This window comes from Kitasatospora cinereorecta, assembly GCF_024172095.1.
In the GTDB taxonomy this organism is placed as follows: Bacteria; Actinomycetota; Actinomycetes; order Streptomycetales; family Streptomycetaceae; genus Kitasatospora; species Kitasatospora cinereorecta.
Genome location: NZ_JAMZDX010000002.1, coordinates 978,321 through 1,000,319, shown reverse-complemented (window position 1 = coordinate 1,000,319; position 21,999 = coordinate 978,321). Strand labels below are relative to the sequence as shown.

Here is a 21,999-nt window from a genome sequence, read left to right as displayed (position 1 = left end):
ATCGCTGCTCTTCCCTCCGTGGCAACCGATGTCTCCTCACGAGGCAGGTGGGAGCACTGCGCATGCGCGAAATCCCCACGCTGGTCCGCGAGCACCTGCTGGAGCGGCTGACCGGGCAGGCCGGGCCGCTCGCGCTGCTCGTCGCACCGGCCGGGTTCGGCAAGACCACCGTGCTGACGCAGTACGCCGAGCGCTTCCCGGGCCCCGTGGTCCGCTGGCGCCCGCACCGGGGCACCGGCGATGCGGGCGCCCTGCTGAGCGCGCTGGCCCGCCGCCTGCCCGGCGCACCGGAGCAGCCGACGCTCGAGGCGTGCCTGCTCGCCGTGGAGCGGCTGGCCGGGCCCGTGCTGCTCCTGGTCGACGATCTCCACCTGGCCCGGGGGACCGCGGCCGAGGCCGCGGTGGAGGAGATCGCCCTGCTCGCCCCGCCCGGTCTGCGGGTGGTGGCGGCGGGCCGCCGGCTGCCCTCGTTCAACCTGACCCGGCGTGAACTCGCCGGGACCACCGTGCTGCTCCCGCGCGACCTGCGCCTGGGGCTGCCGGAGGTCGAGCTGCTGGTCGGCGACGCCGAGACCGCTCCCGCAGCGACGGAGCTGACCGGCGGTTGGCCGGCCGCCCTGCACCTGCTGCGCCCGGCCCTGGTCCGCGAGAGCGCGGCGGCTCCGCCGGCCGGCGCCGCGCGGGCGGTCGGCCCGCTGACCGGCAGTTACATCGAGCGCGAGGTGTTCGGTGCGCTGCCGGAGCGGCTGGCCGCCTTCCTGCGGCAGGTCTGCCCGCTGCCAGTGCTCGACGCCGAGCGCTGCGACCGGCTGACCGGGGGCCGGGACAGCGCCTGGCTGCTGGACGAACTGGCCACCGAGTACGCCCTGGTGGAATCCGAGCGGACGGTCGGGACGTACCGCTGGCTGCCGCTGCTGCGCGAGCACCTGCTGCGCCGGTGGGACGGGACGGAGCCGGTGGACCACGACGGGCCGTACGACCGCCACCGACCGGTCGGCCAGGACGGACCCGTCGACCCGGTCGGACCCGGCGGCCGGTCCGCGCGGGCCCGCACGGCGGCCGGGCCAGGGGTGAGCGTACGGTGCTTCGGCGGGTTCGAACTCACCCTGGACGGACGCTCACCGGACTGGAGCCGGGTCCGGCCGAGGGCCCGCGCCCTGCTGCGGGTGCTGGCCGTCCACGCCGGACGGCCGGTCCACCGCGAGCTGCTGATGGAGGCGCTCTGGCCGGACCGTCCGGCGGCGACCGCCGCCCGGGCGCTGCAGGTGGCGGTCTCGGCCCTGCGCACCTTCCTGGAGCCGGGCGTGGCCCGGGGCGGGGCCCGGCTGCTGGTGCGCAGCGGCGAGGCCTATCTGCTGCGGATCGCCGTCCCGGCCGACTGCGACCTGCTGCGGTTCGAGACCGCGCTCGCCGAAGGGTGGCGGGCCCGCGGGGCCGGGCGGACCGGTCCCGCGGCCCGCGCGCTGCGGGCCGCGCTCGAGGCCTACACCGGCGAGCTGCTGCCGGAGGACGGTCCGGCGGAGTGGGTGGTGGAGCGGCGCGAGCACTACCGCCGGGAGGCGGCCGAGGCGGCCCTGGCGCTGGCCAAGCTGGAGTTGGCGGGCGGCCGCCCGCTGGCCGCGGCCCGGGCGGCCTCCCGCAGCCTGACGATCGACGCCTTCCGTGACGACGCCTGGCACACCCTGATCGCCGCCCAGCAGCGCTACGGCGACGCCGCCGCCGCGCAGCGCAGCCGGGCCGGGTATGCCCGGATGCTGCATTCGCTCGGGCTGCCGGCGGTCCGTCTGCCCGCGCGGGACGGCGACCGGACGGACGGGCGGCCGCCGGGCGGGGCGGGCGAGGTCACGGCCGTTTGAAGAACTCCACTTCCGCGACCGCCACCCGCCGGTCCTGGCCGGTGCCGTACGCGGCGTCGACCGTCAGCCGGATCCTCAGCACGGCGCCGACGGCCACGTGGAAGCGCTGCGGGCCCGGGGTGTCGGCCAGGGTGAGCGTCCGGGTGGTGACCCGGCCGTCGGGGGCGGTCATGGTGAGCAGCAGGGCCTGCGGGCGCGCCGCGGCGAGGAACTGCTCGGCGTTGGCGGAGGCGCCGGGATGGACCACCACGTCCAGCAGCCGGAACGGTCCGGCGAACTCCGCCTCCAGGTACTCGCCGCGCCCGTCACCGGGCCGCGCCGGGGCCCAGTAGCGGTCGGTGGTGCCGTCGGCCGCCAGCCGGGCCGGGTGGTCGGGCGACTCGCTGGACGCCTTCAGAGTGACCGCGTGGATCTGCTGCGGGGTGGCCACGCGGTCGCGGACGGTCTCCACCCCGGCGGCCAACTGGTCGCGCAGCAGCCAGCAGGCGGTCAGCGGCAGGGCGACCACCAGCAGGAGCACCACCAGCAGGCGGGGGCGGCGCCATGACCGCACGGCCCTGGGCCGGTCGCCGGCCGCCGGCTGCGGCCGGCGGCGGCGCGTGGTCAGTCGTCGCCACCAGGGCGGCCGGGGCACCACCCGGGCGTCCTGCAACGACTGCGCGCAGCGGCGGCAGAACTTCCGCGCGGGGAGGTTGCCCGCGCCGCAGTTTCCGCAGATGAGGTCGCCGGGCTCCGGGGGTTCCTCGGCGGGCCGGACGGGCGCCGCGGGCGGCGCCACGGGTTCGGCCGGCTGGTCCGGGCGGACCGCCCCGACCCCGGGCGCCGGGGTCGGTCCTGCGGCGGCGGGCACCTCGACGGCGGTGGCCGAGGCGGTGGTCGGTGCAGCGGTCGGCGTGGCGGTGGCCGGCGGCTCCGTGCTCGGGCCGGCGAAGGGGCCGGGGCCGGACGACGCTCCGCCCGTCCCCTCCCCGCGCCGACCGCGATCGGCGCCGCCCGCCGCCGCGGGACCGACCGCGGAACCCGCCGCGGGGACGGTCCCCCCGGCGGGCGGCGCCGGAGCCGGACGGGCGTCCCAGGGCACGAAGTTGCCGCACCCGCCGCAGAACTCGCCCGGTACGCCCGCCAGCCCGCAGTGCTCACAGATCACCATCGCCGCCACCCTCTCCGTGTGTGCCGACCACCTCGGTCCGTACCGCCAGGTGGACCGGGACCACGGCCCGGACCAGTTCCGCCAGCGCCCGCCGGTCGACCGCCGCCGGATCGGGGACCCGCAGACGGACCAGCAGCCGCGGCTCGGCCGAACCGGGGAGCGGTCCGCCGGGCTCGGTCGACCAGGCCGCGCCGCCGCTCTCCTCGATCTCCGGCTCGACGCCGAGGGCGAGCCGGAGCTGGGCGGCGAGCCCCGCGCAGGTGCCGCGCAGGGCGTGCAGCCCGACCGCTCCGGCGACGGCCTCCCGCCGGTTCGGGGCGAGGCGTTCCGCGCCGACCCAGCCCGCCAGGTACTCGACGAAGTCGCTCGGGGCCAGGCCCGGGTCGAAGTAGGCGGCGAGGTTGTCCAGGGTGCACAGGACGGGGGCGAGGACCTCGTCGAAGGCGGCGGTGAAGCGGTGGACGAACTCGTTCTCCTCGTAGACGGCGGGCAGTCCCGCGCCGATCGGGTGCGGGCTGGCCAGCCCCGGGATCAGTGCCCGTCCGCCGCTCATCCGAGCACCCTCACCTGGTGTTCGTAGGAGAAGACCAGCGCGTCGGGGCCGAGTTCGATCCGGTCGGTGGCCGGGCCGCGCCGTCCGGTCCGCGGGTCGGCCGGGAACAGCCGGACCCGTTCGACCAGTTCGACGTCCGGGAGGTGCTGGAGCACCGCGTGGACCTCGCCCGCCTGCACCGGCCGCCCGAACGGCCAGCCGGTGCCGTCCGGTCCGCCGTCGAGCGGGTCGAGGTGGCGGTGGAGCGCGCCGAGCGCGGCCTCCTGCAGGTCCTCGCCCGAGCGGCCGGGGCGGGCCCGCACCTCGGCGACCACGGTGACGCCCTGGTAGTGCGGCGGGGTGACCAGCAGCCGGGTGCCCAGCATCCGCCGCCGGTCCAGGTAGCCGGTGACCTCGGCCAGCAGCTCGTCCGAGAAGGCGAGCCGGGCGAACTCCAGCCGCCCCCGGCCGTCGTCCGGCACCCTCGGCACCAGCAGGACGCGAACGCCGCCCGCGTCCGGGCCGCTCTCGGCGGCCAGGCAGCGGACCCGGCCGACCTCGGGCGAGGCCTCGTGGGCGAGTTGCTCGTAGTCCTCGGCGGTGACCGCGCGGCCGCCGGTGCGCAGGGTGATCGGGCCGCGTACCCGGGCGTGCTCGACGTCCTCGCCGTCGACGCCGCCGCCGGCCGCGCGGCGGTTCTCCACCCGGGCGACGTACGGGATGGAGCTGCGCGGCACGTTGAGCTTGCCGCGGGCGACGTTGCCCCGCCGCCCGCCGCCGGTGCGGTAGGCGCGGACCCGCAGCGGGGTGCCCTTGGGCGGGACCGCGCCGTGGCGGCGCAGCGTGCCGTCGGGGTCGCGCAGGGCCGGGCCGAGGGTGAGTTCGCCGGTGGTGCGGTCCAGCCGGAAATGCCGGTCGTGCTCGCCGGAGCCGGCGAAGTCCTCGACCTCGGTCCACTCCTCGGGGCCGTCGCGGCCGGTCGTCTCCAGGACCACCGGGTCGCCGCCCGCCACCACGGGCGTCCGGGCCAGGACGAAGCACTGGCCGGGCACTCCCTCGGCGTGGCCGAGCTGCTCGCCGTGCACGGTTTCGGCGTGCAGTGCGGTGGTCGTGCCGCCTGTGGTGAAGGCCCGGGCGGAGCGCAGCACGGGGGTCGCCGCGTACGGGGACTGGCCGGCCACGGGCGGTACGACCCGGCAGCGCAGCCAGCCGGCCCGGTGCCCGGCCTCCAGCGAGGCCGTGTGGCCGGCCGGGACGTGCAGGACCACGTCGCCGGGCTGGTTGAAGCCGCCGGTGGTGTCCTTCTCCACCTCGCAGGCGGTCCACTCCTCGCCGGTCCAGGCCTCCCAGACCAGCGGCGGCCGGGCCGGATCGATGCCGTGTCCCTCGACCGGGAAGGCCAGCCGCAGGGCCACCGCGCAGTGCGGTACGGCCTGGGAGAGCCCGAACAGCAGGGTGTCGTCCGGCTGCGGGAGGGCGGCGAAGCAGGGGATGCCGCGGCCGTCCGCCAACTCGGTGTCCCGGCCGGTGGCGGCGGCCCCGGCGGTGGTCGCCAGGTGGGCCAGGGTGCAGGGCAGGATGGCGAGATGACGGTCGGTCAGGAAGACCACCGCCTCCTCGGCCTCGGTGCGCTCGGTGGCCACCTCGGCGCCCTCGCGGACCAGGACCGGCTGGGACTGCGGCGCGGAGAGCCAGAAGGTGAGCTCGGTCCGGGCGGCGGCCGGCGGGAACAGCCGGACGCCGATCAGGTCGAGGAAGGCCAGATGGTTCTTGTCCGGCACCCGGTTGAGCCGGTAGAGCAACTGGTCGACCATGTGCGCGAAAGCCTCGATCAGCGTGACGCCGGGGTCCGAGACGTTGTGGTCGGTCCACTCGGGGCAGTTCTGCTGCACCATCCGCTTGGCCTCGTCCACCAGCCCCTGGAAGCGGCGGTCGTCGAGGTTGGGCCGCTCCAGCGCCATCAGCCCTCACTCCCCGTCGCGGCGGGGCCGTCGTGCTCGGGGATCACGTAGAACGGGAAGACCAGGTTGCGCGGGTCGTTGGTCCCCCGGACGGCGTACCGGATGTCGATGTAGAGCTTGCCCCGGTCGACCTGGTCGAAGGCGACCGCGACGTCGACCAGGTCGATCCGCGGTTCCCAGCGCTCCAGGGACAGCCGCACCTCGTACGCGATCAGCCCGGCGGTCGCGGTGTCGGCGGGGGCGAAGACGTGCTCGTGGATGGCACATCCGAACATCGGCCGCATCGGCCGCTCGCCGGGCGCGGTGCCGAGGATCAGCCGGATGCTCTCCTCGATCTCCCGCTCCCGGGTCACCAGGGCGATCGACCCGGTGCGGTCGGTGCGGACCGGGAAGGCCCAGCCGGCGCCGGTGAACTGCTCTCCCATCGCCGCCCTCACCCGCCGATCAGCACGGTCGGACAGCCCGTCACCACCGGGGCACCGCACGCCGCCAGGTCGCCCATCCGGGCGGCGGGCAGCCCGCCGATCAGCACGGTCGGACAGCCCGGCGGGGCGATGGCGCTCGGCGGGTGGACGGCCGGCGGCGGGAAGGAGCAGACGTGCGGGGTGCCGACCACGGCGGCGGGCAGTCCGCCGATCAGCACGGTGGGCACGCCGGGCGGCCCGATCACGCCGGGGTGTCCGGTCGGGTCGCCGACCCTGGCGGCTGGAGGCATGTCGGGGTCCTTCCTGTTCTCGTCGCTGGTCGTGGGCCGTTCGGGGTGACGTGCCGCTGGTTGATGCTGTTGGTCGTGCCGCTAGTTGATCCGCACCAGGGCGGCGCTGATCGAGCAGCTGGCCCCGCCCTTGATCTCGGTGCTCGCCTGTCCGCTGACACCGACTGTGGCGCCCTGGACGTCCACCTGGCCCTGGGTCTGCAGCTTGACCGCGCCCGCGCCGCCGTCCACCTGGAAGCCCGAGCGGGCCGTCACCTGGACGGACTGGCCGCTGAGTTCGAGCTTCCCGGTGCCCGCGTCCATGCTGATCCCCTGCTCGGCGCGGACGGTGACCTGCTGCTTGGCCCGGATCTCCACCGTGCCGTCGCTGAGCACCACGACGGCGGCCTGCTGCCGGTCCAGGTGGAGGGTGAGCTTGCCGTCCCCGGTGGAGAGCCGCACCCCGGTTGGACCGGCGGCGGCGTCCAGCAGCTCCACCCGGTTACCGCTGCGGGAGACCAGGGAGCGGCGGTTGACCGCGCCGTTGGTGGAGTCGATCAGGTCGGTGTCGTGACCGCTCGGGTGGTCCACGCCGTTGTACAGCCCGCCGAGCACGTACGGGTGGTCGATCAGGCCCTGCTCGAAGCCGACCAGGACCTCGTCACCGACCTCGGGGCCGAACACCCCGCCGCCGTCCTTCCCGCCCAGCTGGCTGGTGCGCGCCCAGTCGCTGACGTAGTCGTCGGACAGCCACGGGAACGACAGCCGCACCCGGCCCTGGGACAGCGGGTCCCGGGTGTCGGTGACGGTGGCGGTGGCCAGCCCGCCGACCCGCTCGCGCCGCCGCTCGTCGGCCCGGCCCGAGGACAGGCCGAACAGCGACCGGTCGGCCCGCCCGCTGACGGTGATCCACGTCTGGTACCCGACCGCGGGGTCGAAGACGTGCCGGGTGGAGGTGACGGTGTAGCGGCCCTCGAACGGCGCGCCGATGTTGGTCAGCGCCACCGCCGCACCGGCCCGCAGCCGGGGTATCCCCATCGCCACCGCCTCCAGCTCCGCGAACGAGGACGCCACGTCGGCGGCGAGCGAACGGGCCGCCTGGTCCGCCTCGGCCTGGCTGCCGTACGGCACGTCGGTGGCGAGCAGCACGGACTCGCCGAAGGGGCGGGCGACCTGTCCCGGGGTCAGCCCGAGGCTCAGCCGGTCGGTGCGGTCCGCCGGGGCGTGGCCGACAACAGCGCGCTTGGCCCGCACGTCCCAGCCGCGGACCTCCACGTCGCTCACCTGGTCGGCGGAGGTCACCATGGTGTGGCAGCGCAGCAGATTGCGGCCCAGCTCCAGGACGAAGGCGCTGGAGCGGACCGGGGTCGAGGTCGCCGGCGCCGCGGCCGCCTCGGCGGGCCGCCGGAACTCGAACCTGCCGTCCACCACCGCCACCTCGCGCCCGCACCCGGTGGCCAGCCGCTCCAGGAACTCCCAGTCGGTCAGGCCGGGTTGGGTCACGTACGGGTGCACCGTGGTGGTCGCGTCGACGGTGCCGAGGGTCAGGCCGGCCCGGCGGGCCACCGCGCCGGCGATGTCGGAGGCGGTCATCTGCCGGTAGCCGGTCACCCGCCGCCCGCGGAACAGCCGGTGCGAGTGGTCGAGCCCCCGGACGACGGTGAAGGTGCCGGTGGTGTCGAGATCGACCTCCAGGGCGGTCACCTCGCCGGAGACCAGCAGTCGGCGCTCCGGGTCGTCCGCCGAGCGGGCGAACAGCCGCAGCGGGGTGCCGATGGTGATGCCCGTCCTGCGCAGCACCAGGTGGTCGGGGTCGCGGAAGCGCAGCACGAACAGGTCCGGGAGGCGGCGGCTGTCGTCCACGTACGCGGAGACCAGCAGCTCGGCCACCCCGGCCGGCAGCGCGGTCCCGTCCGCCTCCACGGCCAGGCTGTTGGCGAAGGTCTCTCCCGCCATGTCCCCTCCCAGGTCTCGTCCGGTCCGCGCTCAGGAGCGGCCGGTCAGTTCCTCCGCGCCCGGCAGCAGCAACTCGCTGCCGGGCCGAAGCCGCATCGGATCGTCGATGCCGTTCGCCTCGGCGATCTCCCGCCAGGCGGTCGGGTCGCCGTACTCACGCCAGGCGAGCAGCGCCAGGGTGTCCCCCGCCACCACCCGGTGCACCCGGCGCGCGGCCAGCGCCCCGGACGTCGGGTTCTGGCCCGGCGCCTCGCCGTTCAGCTCCTCCAGGGTGACCTGGCAGACCGCCCTGATCGGCAGCCCGCCGGCCGTGAACAGGGTGTACTTCGCCTGCACCTGGCTGATGTAGCCGACGAAGCCGGTCAGCCCGCCCCAGTGGAAGACGACCCACGGCGGGACGCCCTGGGACTGGCTGTGCGTCTGATCGGTCGGCACGCAGCAGGAGAACAGCTGCTCCACCGCCCGTACCACCCGGTCGTCCTGCCGGGCCGTCGCGTCGAAGAACATCTCCAGGGTGAGCTTGCTCGGCTGCGGCCCCTTGAACTCCGCCGGGCCGGCCGTCCGCGCGCCCCGGGCCGTCTTCCGCTCCCAGGTGGCCGACTTGGCCAGGCTCAGCTCCTTGGGGTTGAACTGGAAGTCGATCTTCCCCAGGTGCGGTCCGGGCGCGCTGCTGCCGCCGTCGGCCGGCGGGTGCCGCAGCTCCAGGTACGCGCGCTCCAGCTTCGGCCGGCCACCGCCGCCCGGACCGGTGGACGCCGCACTGAACGCGACGGGGGACGAGGACATCGCTGCCGCCCCGCCCCTCAGCCGCGACCGGGATCGAGGAAACCGTGGTGTGCGATCTCCAGCGTCTCGATGGCCACCTTGGCGGTCTCCGGGCTCAGCGACGGGCCCTGCCAGCGGACCGGCACCACGTCCAGCAGGTTCCAGTGCGCCACCACCCGGCCGTCCGCGGTCATCGCACTGATCTGCCCCGTCTTCCGGGTCACCCCCGACACCATTCCGGCGATCCACCGGGTGACCTTCTCGGTGTCCCGGGTGACCGGGCGGGTGAGCTTGATGTTCGAGTACTTGATCCTGGACGGCAGTTGCCAGACGAAGCCGTTGTTGCCGCCTTCCTCACGCTGCTCCATCACCACCTCGCAGCCGAGCCCCTCGCAGCTGTTGAAGGCACCGAGGCTGAAGTCGTCGATCTTCACGATGAAGCACACGCTCACCGCGGGGTCGTCGTCGGCCATCTGTCCAACTCCTCTGCTCAGTAGCGGTTGTCGAGGCGGAGCCCGGCCCGTTCGCGGTCGAGCCGAAGCTCGGCGCGCAGCAGCCGGCTGAGCGGGTCGATCAGGCGGCGGACCAGTTCGTCGGTGCTCTCGGCTCCGCCGGAGGGCGGGGCCGGTGCCGTCGCGGCGGCTGCCGCTGCTGCGTCGCCGACGGGCGGCGGGGCGGGGGCGGGCGGCGGGTCGGGGGCCGGCGGCGGGGGCGGGGGGTCGGTCGGGCCGGCGAGGTTCGCGTCCTCGCTGCGTTGGACCGTGGCCGACGGGACCGGGGCAGTGGGGTGGGTGGCGGTGGGGTGGGTGGCGGGCGCGGCCGGGGGTGCGAACACCACCGAGCCGTCCGGCATCCGCTGGCCGATCCCCGCCGCCACCGCCACGGCCCCCGGGTCACCGGCGGCAGCCCGCTGCACCGGCAGTGCGGCGGGGGCGCTGTGGGCATCCGGTGCCGGCACGGGCCGGACGCGGACGGTCCTCGGCCGGTCCGAGGCGAGCGGACGGACGGGCACCACGACCGGTTCGGACGCAGCCGACTCCGCCGCGTCCCGCTGCACCGGCATCGGCGCCGAGCGGAGCTCCAGCCCACGCTCTCCGACCAGCACCGCCCCGTCCGCCCGAACGCCCCCGTCCGCGGCCCCGACGGCCGGATCGACAGCACCCCGAACGCCCGGCCCCGGCGGCAGCGGTACCGGCCGCACGACCGGAAGCTCCGACCCGGCCGCCGTCCGCTGCACGGGGGCCGGGGCCGGTACGGCGTCCCCTGTGCGCGGGGCGAGGGCGTTCGGCACCACCGGTCGCACGGCGGTCGACACGCTGTCCTCGTACGGGGGCGCGGTGGTGGTCGGACCCTCTCGGAGCGGTACGGGCCGACCGGCCGGCGGTTCGGTGGCCGGTGCAGTGTCCTCGTACGGCGGCGCGGTCGGCACCTCTCGGAGCGGCTCACCGATCCGCCCGCGCACCCGAGCCGACGGGGACGCGCTGCGCTGGACGCTCGGCGGCGGCGCGGGCAGCGGGGCACCCAGGCCCAAGCGCCGAGGCGGCTCCGGGGCCGGCGACAGCGGCTCGACCGGCTGCTCACCCAGGGGCGCCCGGTCCCCGAGCAGCGGAAGCGTGCCCGCGGACGGCTGCGGCAGGCTGAACGTCTCGGGAGCGGTGCGCGGGCCCACCTGCGGGGAATCCAACTCTTCGACCGTCGACGGCCGGACCCCGGCGTCCGGCCCGCCCGCAGGTGGCACGGAGCCGCCCGGCACCAACGGCACCGCCGCCAGCGCCCGTACCGGCAGGTCCGCCGACGAAGCGAGCGTCAACTCGGGCCCCTGCCGCTGGACCGGCACAGCCGTACCGCGCTCGGGCCCGCCGGTCCGGACCGCGGGGCGCAGCGGCACCTCCCCCACCGTCGGCCGGTACTCGCCGCGTCCGATGGCCGGCGCCCGCTCGGACCCTGACGCCGCGCGCGCGGCGTCCGTCCCCGAGGACGCCGAACGGTACTCGCCGTACCCGGTCGGCGATGCCGTCGTCCCTGAGCTGCCCGCCTCCGCAGGTACCGAAGGCGTTGGCTTTCCCTCGCCACCTGCTCGCTGAACCGTCGGAAGATCCGTCGCGCCGCGGCCGCCCGACCGGTCGACGCCGGACGACAGGGGCACCTCCGCCGGAGTCGGGCCGCGTTCGCCGACCAGCGGTAGCATCGTCGGCCCCTCCGCCCGGGCGGCCACCGGTTCCGTCCCCACCCCACCATCGGAACGGACCAGCGCCTCCGCCGAGCCCGACTCCGCCCGGCCGCCCACGCTCACCGACTCGCCCGACGGCGCCGACGGCGCCGACCGCATCGCCGGCGGCAACTCCGACCACCCGTCAGCACCCGGCGGCAACTGCCGGCTGCGCTGCACCACGGGCCGTTCTGCCGCCGCGCGCCGGGCCACCGGAAGGTCGACCGTCGAATGCCCTGCCACCTCGCCCGCGAGATCCGACGAGACCGGCCGCACCACCGACGGAAGCCCTCGCTCCGACCCGCCATCGGTATCCGACATCGACTGCCTCGTCATCGGCGACCCCGGCTCCGACCACCCGTCAGCACCCGTCGCCCCGTTCGAAGGCGGTTGCCACGCCCGAAGCACAGCCGGCGCACGACCCGTCGACGGATCGTCAGTCGACTCGGTCCGAGCCCGCTGCACCACCGGCGGCCGGCCCACCGGCCCGCCGGTCCCGAGCGCCGACGACGGACCGATGCCCACCGCTCCCGCCCCCATCGTCACAGGGCTTACGCGCCCTTCGGCAGCCCCCGCTCCCGGCCGCTCCTCCCGGCGCCACGACTCCGCCGGTTCCACCACGCCGTGGGCGGTGCCGCCGGGGGCGTCGGCGGTGACGAGGTGGCCGAGCGGGGCGAGGAAGGACGGGTCCTGCCAGGTGGTCAGCGTCGCCCGGAAGCCGTCCGGGTCGGCGACGAGGGCGGGCGCGCCGAAGGTCAGCCGCTGGACGGGGAGGTCGCGCCAGCCCGGCTCCGCCGGTCCGCCCGGAGCACCCCTCCCCTCCGCCGAGGCGGCGGGCGCCGGATCGTCCGACGTGTCGACGGCCGGCCGGCCGGTCAGCCGGGCCCAGAACCCCACCGTGTCCTCACCGCCCCGGGGCGAGGCTGTTCAGCCTGGCGATTTGTGCCACGTAGCGGAGCCGTTCCGGGTGTTCCAGGTCGAGGATGGAGTCCAGCCCCCAGTGGAAGTGGTAGGCGACGTACGCGACCTCCTCGTACAGGCGCTCGGTCGCGTACGTCACGATTCCCCCAGGCGGCCGCCGGAGAGGTCGACGGCGAAGTCGCAGGCGCAGGACGGGCAGGTGACCTGGGCCCGGGTGTGGCCCTCGGCGTTGATGCGCCGGTAGAAGTCCTGAAGGAAGGCCAGGTCGGAGGCGAACAGGTCCTCGATGACGCCGGCGTGCACGTCCGTCACGGTTCCGATCCTGGTGACCACCCGGCCCAGAAGCACGACCGAGAGGTAGGCCGGGTTCTCGCGGACCCGGTCGTCGCGCAGCGGCACCAGTTCGTCCCGCGCGGTGGCGAGACGCATCACGCCGGCCCGGTGCACCTGCCCGGAGTCGTCGACGTAGCCTCGCGGCAGCTCGAAGGTGAACTCGGTGCGCATCCGGTCCCCGGTGTCCCGGTCGGTGGTGGCGGCTGGTTTCGGTGGGGCCGCCGGGGCGGCCTCGGCCTCCGCGGAGGCGGTGATCCGTCGACGCATCCCGGCCTCAGCTGACGTCCATCTGCTCGTACGTGATCACGATCTTCTCCGTGAGCACGTTGGTGTCACCGGCCTTGAGCGAGCCGATCTCCAGGCTCTTGGGCCAGGCGTTGACCAGGGTGTAGCGCTTGATCGGCCGGCCCTCGTAGTCGAAGACGATGATCGCGCCGCCCTTGCGGACCTGTCCCATCTTGCCGAACCGGGAGTCCTTGATCCACTTCTCGAAGCTGTTGTCCGCGGTCAGGCCCCGGGTGAGGGTGACCTCGCCGGCCTTGGGGCGGCCGGGAAGCTTCTTCAGCACGTACTTGCCGTCGGCGGTGTTCTGCTTGAGCTCGATCACGTCCTGTTCCATCTTCAGGCCGCTGACCTCGTTGATCTGCTTGATCACCACTCCGTCGAACTCCAGGCCGAAGGAGTGGCCGACGGAGGAATCCATGTCGGGCAGTGCCATGACCACCTACTCGCCTTCTGCCGCCCTGCGGCTCACGGACGGGGAACGGATCGGGAGCCGAATCGGAAGCCGGATCGGAAGCCGGCGCGGCCGGTCACTCGTCGACCAGACTGTTGCCGCCGGAGAACTGGGAAAGCCGGAAGATGACGAACTCGGCCGGCTTCACCGGCGCGATGCCGATCTCGCAGACCACCTCGCCCGCGTCGATCCCCTCCGCCGGGTTGGTCTCCCGGTCGCACTTGACGTAGAACGCCTCGTCCGGGGTGAGCCCGAACAGTGCGCCCTTGCGCCACTCGTTGACCAGGAACGCCGAGATGGTCCGCCGGATCCTGGCCCACAGCGCGTCGTCGTTGGGCTCGAACACCACCCACTGGGTGCCCATCAGGATGGACTCCTCCAGGTAGTTGAAGAGCCGCCGGACGTTCAGGTAGCGCCAGCTCGCGTCGGAGGACAGCGTCCGCGCTCCCCACACCCGGATGCCGCGGCCGGGGAAGAACCGGATGCAGTTCACCCCGATCGGGTTGAGCTGGTCGTGCTCGATCTTGGTCAGGTTGACCGGCAGCTCGATCGCACCGCGCACCACCTCGTTGGCGGGCGCCTTGTGCACCCCGCGGGTGTCGTCGTTGCGCGCCCAGACCCCGGCCATCGCACCGCTCGGCGGCACGAAGCGGTTGCGCTTGGTCGCCGGGTCCGCGACCTTGATCCACGGGTAGTACAGCGCCGCGTACTTGGAGTCGTAGCCGGCCCCGACCTGGCGCCACTCCTTCACCTGCTGCGGACTCAGGTCCGGCAGCGGGTCGAGGATCGCGATCCGATTGCCCATCAGCTCGCAGTGGGCGATCATCGCGAGCTGCACCGCCTTGACCTGCTCGGCGTCCAGCGCGCCCCGCTCGTACGCGCTCATCAGGTCCGGGACGGCCAGCATGGTGATCTCGTCGATCGCCTCCAGGCCCGCGAAACCGGTCCGGTCCTGCGCGCTGCCGACGTACTCGCCCGGGGTCGGCTCGCTCTGCGCGGCCGCCGGGGCCGGGGCGGGCGGCACCGCGACCGTCTGGTTGCCGGGCCTGGCGAGCGCGCCCGCCGGGGCCGCCTCCTCGACCACGATCAGCCGCGAGCGCTCCCGGACCACCGTCACCACGTAGCTGCGCTGGCTGCGCTTGGCCGAGACGTCGAAGGTCTCCTCGACCTGTTCGCCCCGCCGGACCCGCAGCGTGAACGCCTCCTCCGCCGGCGACTCCCCGCCCGCGTCGGCCACTTCGACGACCAGGCCCTCGCCCGATCCCTCCAGCGCGGCGACCCGGAAGCCGTCCAGAGCCACCCGCGGTCCGGCCGGCAGCGCGGCCTTCGCCCCGCGCCTGCCGCCCTCGACGGCCGACACCCCGGACTCGGCCCCGGCCGGCGCCCCGATCCGCACCACGTAGCAGGCGCCGCCACCGTTCAGGAAGTACGCGTACACCGCGTGCGCCAGGTACGAGCCGTCGATGAAGTCGCCGAACTCCCGCGTGTACTGGCTCCAGTTGGTCACCAGCGTCGGCGCGTTGTACGGCCCGTTCTCGGCCAGCCCGACGAAGGCGGCCACCGCCGTCCCCACGCCCTCGATCGGTCGCGAACCCGCCTCGACCTCTTCGACGTAGACGCCCGGCGACTTGTACGACGGCATGCGCATCCCCCTTCGGCCCGTCCGGTCAGGCCCAGCCTGCCGTGGCCGCGGACCAAGGTCATGACCGGACGTACGGCGCTTCGGGTAGCCCGGCCTGCCCGAAGAGGCAGCCGGGCCGACCCGGTCAGCGCTGCGGCCGGCGCGTCACCCGCAGCCCCCGCTCCTCCAGGCCGCGCGCGGCCTCGTCGACCGCCCGCGCCCGGTCCTCGCGGTGCTGGACCGCCCAGGCGGTCATCCGTTCCTGGAGGGCGTCACGCCGCTCCCGCAGCCCGGCCGCGGAGTCGCCCGCCCGGCCCGCCTGGGCGGCCGCCCGCTGCTCGTCCTGGGTGGCGAGTGCGAGGTGCCGCCGGTTCTCGTCCGCCAGGCGGGCACCGTCCTGCCCGGCCTGGGCGAACCGGTCCTGTGTCGCGGTCGCCCGTTCGCCGACCCCGGCGATCCGCTCCCCGGTCCGGGCGATCTCCTGTCCCTGGGCCGGTCGCTGGGCCTGCTGGCCGGAGACCGCCGCCCGGGTCTCCACCAGCCTCGCCATGAACTGCCGGGAGTCCCGGTTCATGCCCTGGAACGCGGTGACCGCGCTGTCGGGCATGACGTCCGAGAACTGCAGCACCACACCCGTGAACCCGGTCCATCCGGCGAGCAGGGTCTCCAGCGTGGCGATCCCGGCGAGTTGGGAACTCGCCTGGTCCACGTGCTCCCCGCCCTGCTCGTGCTGCTGGACGCGCTGCTGGTTCGCCTGCTCACGCTCCCGCACCTGGTCCTGGTGTCCCTGGGTCGTCGCCGTTCCCTCGGCGATGTGCTGCTGGGTCTGCTGCACCTGCTGGGTCTGCGCCTGGGCCGCCTGGCCCACGTGGCGGGCCTCGGCCTGGCGCTGCGAGGCCTGCCGGCTCGCGCCCTCGAGGCGGTCGATGTCACGGGTCATCCGGTCGAGCTGCTCCCGGCTGCCCGGGGGCGGCTGGTAGTGCGGATCGACCGACTCCACGACCGGGGAGCCGGCTCCCGGCAGCGGCAGCCGCATCCGCAGGAGGCCGGGCGGCCGCTCCGCCGCCTCGGCCGCCTCCGCACTCTCGCCGGCCAGGCCTGGATCGACCCGCAGCCTCGGGGTGACGTCGACCCGGACCCTGGGCGCGGGATGACCCGGTGCGGCCGGCTCGGGCGGGAGCTCCGACGGAACCTCCGACGGCTCGACCGCCACCCGGATCCGCACAGGTGGACCGCCGTCCTCCGGGTCCACCGCCACCCGGATGCGCGGTGGCGCCGCCGCCTCGCCGGGATCCACCGCCACCCGGACCCGGGCGGGCGGTGCGGGCTCCGCGGCGGTGCTCCCGGCCGGACCCGTAGCGTCGGCGGGCGTGGACTCGGCCACCGGCTCCGGCGCGGCCGCACCGGCCTCCGGCAGCTCGGCGACGACCGGCGCTTCCGCAGGCATCGCGGCCTCCGACTCCGGCACCTCCGCAGGAGGCGCCGGGTCGGTTGCAGGCACCTCCGAGGGAGCCGCAGCGTCCGTCGCCGTGCTCTCGGCGGCCGGTTCCGGCACAGTGACCCCGGCCTCCGGCACCGCCGGTTCCACCGGAGCCAGAGGCTCCGACACCGGCACCTCCACGGGAACCGCAGCGGTACCGGACGCGGTCGCCGATCCGCTGCCCGAGGCCGTCGTCGCCCCGGCCGGGGCACCCGCCGTACCTGGCGGCGCCGCCGTGTTCGCGAAGTCGAACAGGTTCTGGATGCCCGGTTCCTCGAAGCCCGGATGCATCTGCGAGTACGGGCGGCCCTCGGCGCCGAACGCGCGGTGGAAGTCGCGGTGGGCTGTCGAACCGGTGCGGGTGGCGTAGAGGTTGGAGGCGTCGGTCGCCAGGTCGGCGTTCTCGTGGATCGGGAACTGCTCGTGGTGGATCGGGCCTTCCCACCCGGACGGCAGGTCCAGCCGGTTCCGCAGGTTGTTGAACTCCGGCCGCGGATCGCCCATCGGGCCCGGGCGGCGACGGGCCATCGCGTCCTCGTACAGCCCGAAGAGTTCCGGGTCGGTGGCGAGGCCCCGCGCGTCGCCGCTCTCCGCCAGCGCCAGCATGGCGTCGGCCCGCTCGCGGGAGAGGGTGATCTCCACCGGCGGTTCCGGTGCGCTCGGAACGTTGTACTCCTCCGGCCAGATGTCGTCATCGGTCGCTGAGCCGCTGGCGTTCTCCTCCGCCGCCGGTGCGGGCTCCTCAACCGGTGCGGCTTCCTCGCTCGGCGTGGCTCCTTCGTTCGGCGCGGCCTCGGCCTCGGACGTACCGGGGGCTGCGGGCTCCTCGGCCGGGGCTTCGGCGGTCACCGGCTCCGACACCGGCTCGGGGACGGGCTCGGGGACGGGCTCGGGGAGGGGTTCCGACACCGGCTCGGGCGCCGCCTCCGCAGCGGCCGGCAGCTCGGCCGCCGCGCCGCCTGCCTCACCGGGCAGCGCCTCCGTGCCGGGCTCCCCGCTCACCCCGGTCGAGGGTTCCTCGCCGATGCCGACCACGGGCTCCTCGGCGGTCGCCGGGATCGGCTCGGCCTCGATGACGAGCGGCTCGACGGGCGCCTCGGAGTGTCCGGGGACGGGCGGCTCCTCGCCGACCGGTACGTGTTCCTCGGTCTCGGCGTGTCCGGGGCCCGCCACCGCCGCACCGGCCAGTCCGCCGAGCGCTCCGCCAAGTTCCTTCCCGCTCTCCTCGAGCGCGGCGCCCTGGCCCTCGATCTCTCGCGGGTCGGCCTGGCTGGTGAAGGTGTGCAGGGACCGGAAGAGCAGGACGAGCGGCTGGAGCGCCATCTTGACCAGCCCGATGATCCCCCCGACGACGCCGAGTTCGAGGGCGATGGACCCGGCCGCCGCGGCGAGCGGGGCGAAGGCGCCGAGCGTGAGCAGGGTGGCGGCGGCGGCCCCGACCGCGACCAGGCCGACCAGGCCGGCCATCACGTTGATCAGGTTGGACTCGATGTCGAGGACGGCACAGATCGCCTCGATGTCGTTGGCCGCCACCTCGTAGCCGGACCGGCCCTCACCCGCATGGGAGATCGCAGCCGCGTTCCGGTCCCAGCCGGTGACCAGTGCGTAGGCCGACATGGCGCCGCCGATCACCTGTCCGACGCCGGGGATGGCGACTCCGGCGAGTTCGGCGAGCCCCTGCTCGGCCGCGTGTGTCCCGATGGCCAGCACCAGCCCGGTGACGAAGCCGCTGTCGAAGCCCTCGACGGCACCCGCCCCGACCGCGGTGGCGATGAAAGCGGCCCGGTCCCCGGAGCCGGCGGCTCCGACCTGCGCGGCGGCCGCGCCCCACTGCTGGTGCTCCGCCAGTTCGGCGTCGATCAGATCCGGCCCGGCCCCGCCGGGCGCCGGCGCACCGGGACCGGGGACCGGCCCGGCCGCCGTGGTCGCTCCCGGAGCGGCCCCCAGGGCGGCTGCGACCCCGGCGGGGTCGTGGCCGCGGGCGACGGCCGCCATGCCGGAGTTTCCGACCGCGCTCTGCAGCTCGTGCAGGGCCGCCTCCGGGCTCCGTGCGGCAGGCCCGTCCGTCGAGGGGGCCTGGCGCCTGCTCGGCGCCTCCTCGGCACCGGCACTCTGACGATCGGTCACTCCCGCCACGGCTGAGCCCTCCCCCGCCGGTCCCGACGCCGGCCGCCGGGGCCGGGGCCGGGCGTCATGGCGCCTCCCCGCGGAGGATCGCGCGCCGTTCGGTCTCGTACGCCGCCCGCGCCGCGTCGAAGCGCGCGCCGCCCCAGCGTCGGCGCATCGCCAGCAGCAAAGGTTCGAAGGCGGTCCTGGCCAGGTCGGCGCCGACCAGGTCGGCCGTCGTCACCCAGCCCGTGGCGAGGACGCCGTACGAACCCTTCAGGTCGCCGCGTGCGTCGGCGAGTTCGGCGAGCGCGATCACGGCGGCGGTGTAACCGCCGACGGATCGTCCGGCGAGCGACTCGACACGGCTCCGCTCGGCATGGGCCACGGCGGCCTCGAGGTCCCGCTCCTCGATTGCGCGTCCGGCCGCCAGCAGGGCGAGTTCGGCCGACACCGCGTGGTTCCGGGCGGCTGCCGCCAGAATCTCGGCCTCGGCGCTCAGCCGCTGCGCGGCGTCGCCCTGCCCGGTGGCCTGCAGCAGCACCACGCCCTCGGCCAACAGGCGGGCGCCCTCGGCGACGGCGCCACCGGCCGCCAGCGCGGCCGACGCGCGCAGCAGCACCTCGGTCGCCTCGTCGGCGCGCCCGGCCGCCACCAGCAGCCGAGCCTGCCGTTGCTCCGGGGCGGGCTGGTCGGCGCGCTCGGCCGAGCGCTGCTGGTAGCGAGCCAGCGTCGCGGCGAGGGCGTTGCAGCGTGCCTGCTCGGCGGCGTCGCCGGCGGCGAGCCACTCCTCGCCGGCCCGTTCCAGCAGGGTGCGGGCCGCGGCCACGTCACCGCTCAGCAGCCGCGACCGCGCCTGGCGCAGCAGGTCCGCAGCCCGTTCCTCGACGGTCATACCGCCCACCTCTGGTACGGCTCGAAGTCCGACTCCTGGAACAGCCGCCCGAGTTTGAGGAACTCCCGGTTGACGCCGCGCATCAGGTCGGCCATCGAGACGGGGCGGTCCTCGGCCGCGGCGAAGTAGGAGGCGGCGAGCGCCACGTTGCGGATGTTGCCGCCGGACAGGTCGAACCGGTCGGCGAGCAGGCCGAGGTCGAGGTCCTCGCCGCGCGGGACTCCGGGCCGCAGCGCCCGCTCCCAGATCCGCAGCCGGTGCTCCGCGTCCGGTACCGGGAAGTCGATGATCGCGTCCAGCCGCCGGGAGAAGGCCTCGTCGAGGTTGCCGCCGAGGTTGGTGGCGAGGATGGCGACGCCGTCGAAGGCCTCCATCCGTTGCAACAGGTACGCGGTCTCGACGTTGGCGTACCGGTCGTGGGCGTCCCTGACGTCGCTCCGCTTGCCGAACAGCGCGTCGGCCTCGTCGAAGAACAGCACGCCGTTGACGCGTTCCGCCTCGCCGAAGATCCGTTCCAGGTTCTTCTCCGTCTCACCGATGTACTTGTCGACCACGGTCGACAGGTCGACGGTGTAGAGGTCGCAGCCCAGTTCGTGGGCGAGGACCTCCGCCGCCATCGTCTTGCCGGTGCCCGATGGGCCGGCGAAGAGGGCGGCGATGCCTCCACCGCGACCGCCGCCCTCGGCCATGCCCCAGTCCTCGAGCACCCGGCGCCGGAACCGGGCGCGGCTCTCCAGTTCCCTCAGGTGACGCCGCTGCCGGTCGGGCAGGACGAGGTCGGCCCAGCCAACCCGCGGCTCGGTCCGCCGGGCGAGGCGCTCCAGGCCGACCGCGTTCTGCGAGCGGGCACCGGTCCTGAGTTCCGCGAGGCCCACCGGCCGGCCGGCGTGGCGGGCCTGCCACCATGCCGCGTCGGCTGCCCGGGTGATCTGCAGCGGCGACAGTCCGACCGGGGCGACCGCCGCGGTGAGGTCGAGACCGGGTTCCACCTCGCCGTCGAGCAGGGTGGCCCACAGCGCCGCCGAGTCGGCGGCGGCCGGTGCGGGGGCGTTCAGGCACAGCGGCACCCGGGTGGACCAGGCCGGGTCCCACGCCCGGCGCCCGTACAGGAGCACGGGCCAGGCCGGCCCGGACAGCGCGCCGACCGCCTCCGCCGCCCTGTCGCCGAGGGCCTCCAGCGGACCGACCACCAGCCCCGCGCCGCGCAGCCTGGCCTCCCGGCCCGCCGCGGCGGCGACGGCCGCGGGATCGCGGGCACCGAGCCCGTCCAGGTCGATGACCAGGGCCGGCAGACCCGCGTCGGCGAGCGCGGCGGCGGCCAGGGGCGCCGCCGATCCGCCGCGCCGTTCCTGCAGGTAGCAGAGGGCCGCACCGCCTCGGAGCGAGGCGGCGAGCGCGCGGGCGCCGTCCGAGGGGCAGGGCAGGCCGGGCCGGACGAGCGGGCCAAGCTCCGGGTCGGTGGTCTCGCCGCCGAGCAGGTGGACCAGCACGCGGTCCGGAACGGTGAGTGCGCGGGTGAGGAAGGGCCGGTCGAGGTCGGTCATCTCGATCAGCCCGCCGTCGATCAGTGGTCCCCCGGGCATCAGCCGGGCCCGGGCGGCCGCCGACAGCGCGGGTGCGCCGGCCAGTTCGAGCGCGAGTCCGACGCTGGCCCGGCGCCGGGTCACGTCGTCGTGCAGGTAGCCGTAGAGGCCCTCGAAGCGCCGGTCGGTGTCGGGGGCGAGAGCGACGATCAGCAGGTCCACGTCCAGGGGGGTCAGGCCGAAGGCGCGGCTCAGCGCGCGCAGGCGCAGCACCGCGCCGCCCTCCTCGGCCTCCTGCGCCGCCTGCTCGACCTCGGTGAGCAGGGTCCGGGCGGCCGGGTCGGGCGGACCGTTCGGCCCGGGCGGGGCCAGCAGCCGGTCGACCTGGTCCTCGGCGAGGTAGAGGCCCCGGAACGGGTCGGGTCCGCCGTCCTCCGCGCGCCGGCTCGCGACGGCGGCCCGCACCCTGGCGTGGACGACCGCCAAGCGGCCGAGCAGATGGCGCAGCGAAGGCTCGCCAGGGGCGGGCGGGCCGGCGGCGGCCGCTCCCGTCCGGCCGTCAACCATGGTCTCCGGACCGGTGGTCCGGCGTGCCGATCGCACCTTCGGTCTCCGCCTCGTCGGTCAGCCGTCCGGCGTGCTCCACGGCCTCGCGTTCGAACCGGTCGCCCGGATCGCTCACGCTGAGCCCGCCCGGGGCCGGCGTCCCGTCGACGGGGCCCGAGCGCTGCTGGACGACGTGGGTGAGTTCATGGGCGAGCGTGGTGAACCCCTGGCGCGAGCCGGGGTCGTAGGCGTCGCGTTGGAAGACCAGGTGGGAGCCGACCGTGTACGCGTGGGCGTCGAGCGTCCTCGCGGACTCGTGCGCCGCCGCGTCGTGGTGCACCCGGACGTCGCCGAAGTCCTGTCCGAAGCGCTGCTCCAGGTCGGTCCGCACCCCGGCGTCCAGGGGCTGTCCCGGGGAGTCGAGCACGGCGCGGACCGGGTCCGGCGGACCGTCCCGCTCACCGAGGAGCTGTCCGAGCCCGCTGTTGCCGACCGTCCGCTGGAGGTGACGGAGACCGGCCGGGCCGAGGAGTTCGGGCCGTCCCTCGAGCGCCGCCCGCAGCGGCAGCGGGCCCGGCCCCTCCGTGGGACGCCGGACCGCGGGGGACCTGGCGTCCTCGTCGGCCTGCTGCTCGCGGTCGCGCATCGCTCCCCCAGGTCGGGTCGTCGGGAGTTGGACCATCGCAGCTGCTCCGGCCCACCGCCATGGGCGCCG

Annotated in this window: 18 protein-coding genes; 1 reads left to right on the top strand and 17 read right to left on the bottom strand. The window is 75.4% G+C overall.

Annotated features, from left to right (window positions below; translation table 11 throughout):
* Nucleotides 1-62: 62 nt before the first annotated feature.
* Entirely contained in the window at nt 63-1,856 is a 1,794-nt protein-coding gene (locus FHR36_RS11445; RefSeq protein ID WP_253796141.1) for an AfsR/SARP family transcriptional regulator, read from the top strand.
* Here FHR36_RS11445 and FHR36_RS11440 read toward each other — a convergent pair.
* From FHR36_RS11440 to FHR36_RS11360, 17 genes are all read right to left on the bottom strand, one after another.
* Nucleotides 1,843-3,006, bottom strand: a complete 1,164-nt coding sequence (locus tag FHR36_RS11440) for an NADase-type glycan-binding domain-containing protein (RefSeq protein WP_253796139.1) — start codon at nt 3,004-3,006, stop codon at nt 1,843-1,845. The genes FHR36_RS11445 and FHR36_RS11440 overlap by 14 nt on opposite strands.
* Nucleotides 2,993-3,559 (bottom strand): phage tail protein, encoded by a 567-nt coding sequence (locus tag FHR36_RS11435; protein WP_253796137.1) that lies wholly within the window; start codon nt 3,557-3,559, stop codon nt 2,993-2,995. The genes FHR36_RS11440 and FHR36_RS11435 overlap by 14 nt, the downstream gene beginning before the upstream one ends.
* Nucleotides 3,556-5,499: a putative baseplate assembly protein gene (locus FHR36_RS11430; RefSeq protein ID WP_253796135.1), complete on the bottom strand. Its 1,944-nt coding sequence runs from the start codon at nt 5,497-5,499 to the stop codon at nt 3,556-3,558. Before FHR36_RS11430 ends, FHR36_RS11435 begins: the two co-directional genes overlap by 4 nt.
* On the bottom strand, nt 5,499-5,924 hold the full coding sequence (locus FHR36_RS11425; RefSeq protein WP_253796134.1) for a GPW/gp25 family protein: 426 nt from the start codon (nt 5,922-5,924) through the stop codon (nt 5,499-5,501). Before FHR36_RS11425 ends, FHR36_RS11430 begins: the two co-directional genes overlap by 1 nt.
* A gap of 8 nt (nt 5,925-5,932) precedes the next feature.
* A complete protein-coding gene (locus tag FHR36_RS11420) occupies nt 5,933-6,214 on the bottom strand; it encodes a PAAR domain-containing protein (RefSeq protein WP_253796133.1) in 282 nt (93 codons plus the stop codon).
* 81 nt (nt 6,215-6,295) lie between these two features.
* Nucleotides 6,296-8,149, bottom strand: coding sequence for a VgrG-related protein (locus FHR36_RS11415; RefSeq protein ID WP_253796132.1), 1,854 nt, complete (start codon nt 8,147-8,149; stop codon nt 6,296-6,298).
* A 30-nt stretch (nt 8,150-8,179) separates the two neighbouring features.
* Nucleotides 8,180-8,935, bottom strand: a complete 756-nt coding sequence (locus tag FHR36_RS11410) for a CIS tube protein (RefSeq protein WP_253796131.1) — start codon at nt 8,933-8,935, stop codon at nt 8,180-8,182.
* Nucleotides 8,936-8,952: 17 nt separating this feature from the next.
* Nucleotides 8,953-9,387: a phage tail protein gene (locus FHR36_RS11405; RefSeq protein WP_253796130.1), complete on the bottom strand. Its 435-nt coding sequence runs from the start codon at nt 9,385-9,387 to the stop codon at nt 8,953-8,955.
* A gap of 17 nt (nt 9,388-9,404) precedes the next feature.
* The gene (locus FHR36_RS11400) at nt 9,405-10,802 is read right to left on the bottom strand and encodes a hypothetical protein (protein WP_253796129.1); all 1,398 of its coding nucleotides are present in this window, start codon (nt 10,800-10,802) and stop codon (nt 9,405-9,407) included.
* A gap of 1,225 nt (nt 10,803-12,027) precedes the next feature.
* Nucleotides 12,028-12,183 (bottom strand): DUF6760 family protein, encoded by a 156-nt coding sequence (locus FHR36_RS11395; protein WP_253796128.1) that lies wholly within the window; start codon nt 12,181-12,183, stop codon nt 12,028-12,030.
* Nucleotides 12,180-12,644, bottom strand: a complete 465-nt coding sequence (locus tag FHR36_RS11390; protein WP_380231919.1) for a hypothetical protein — start codon at nt 12,642-12,644, stop codon at nt 12,180-12,182. The genes FHR36_RS11395 and FHR36_RS11390 overlap by 4 nt, the downstream gene beginning before the upstream one ends.
* Nucleotides 12,645-12,651: 7 nt before the next feature.
* Nucleotides 12,652-13,095 (bottom strand): phage tail protein, encoded by a 444-nt coding sequence (locus FHR36_RS11385; protein WP_253796126.1) that lies wholly within the window; start codon nt 13,093-13,095, stop codon nt 12,652-12,654.
* Nucleotides 13,096-13,189: 94 nt separating this feature from the next.
* Nucleotides 13,190-14,755 carry a phage tail sheath family protein gene (locus tag FHR36_RS11380; protein ID WP_253796124.1) on the bottom strand — a complete coding sequence of 522 codons (1,566 nt, stop codon included), beginning with the start codon at nt 14,753-14,755 and terminating at the stop codon, nt 13,190-13,192.
* A gap of 124 nt (nt 14,756-14,879) precedes the next feature.
* A complete protein-coding gene (locus FHR36_RS11375) occupies nt 14,880-18,341 on the bottom strand; it encodes a hypothetical protein (protein ID WP_253796122.1) in 3,462 nt (1,153 codons plus the stop codon).
* A gap of 64 nt (nt 18,342-18,405) precedes the next feature.
* On the bottom strand, nt 18,406-19,215 hold the full coding sequence (locus FHR36_RS11370; protein ID WP_253796121.1) for a hypothetical protein: 810 nt from the start codon (nt 19,213-19,215) through the stop codon (nt 18,406-18,408).
* Nucleotides 19,212-21,341 (bottom strand): ATP-binding protein, encoded by a 2,130-nt coding sequence (locus tag FHR36_RS11365; protein ID WP_308199281.1) that lies wholly within the window; start codon nt 21,339-21,341, stop codon nt 19,212-19,214. Before FHR36_RS11365 ends, FHR36_RS11370 begins: the two co-directional genes overlap by 4 nt.
* The gene (locus FHR36_RS11360) at nt 21,298-21,930 is read right to left on the bottom strand and encodes an eCIS core domain-containing protein (RefSeq protein ID WP_308199280.1); all 633 of its coding nucleotides are present in this window, start codon (nt 21,928-21,930) and stop codon (nt 21,298-21,300) included. The genes FHR36_RS11365 and FHR36_RS11360 overlap by 44 nt, the downstream gene beginning before the upstream one ends.
* Nucleotides 21,931-21,999 lie beyond the last annotated feature (69 nt).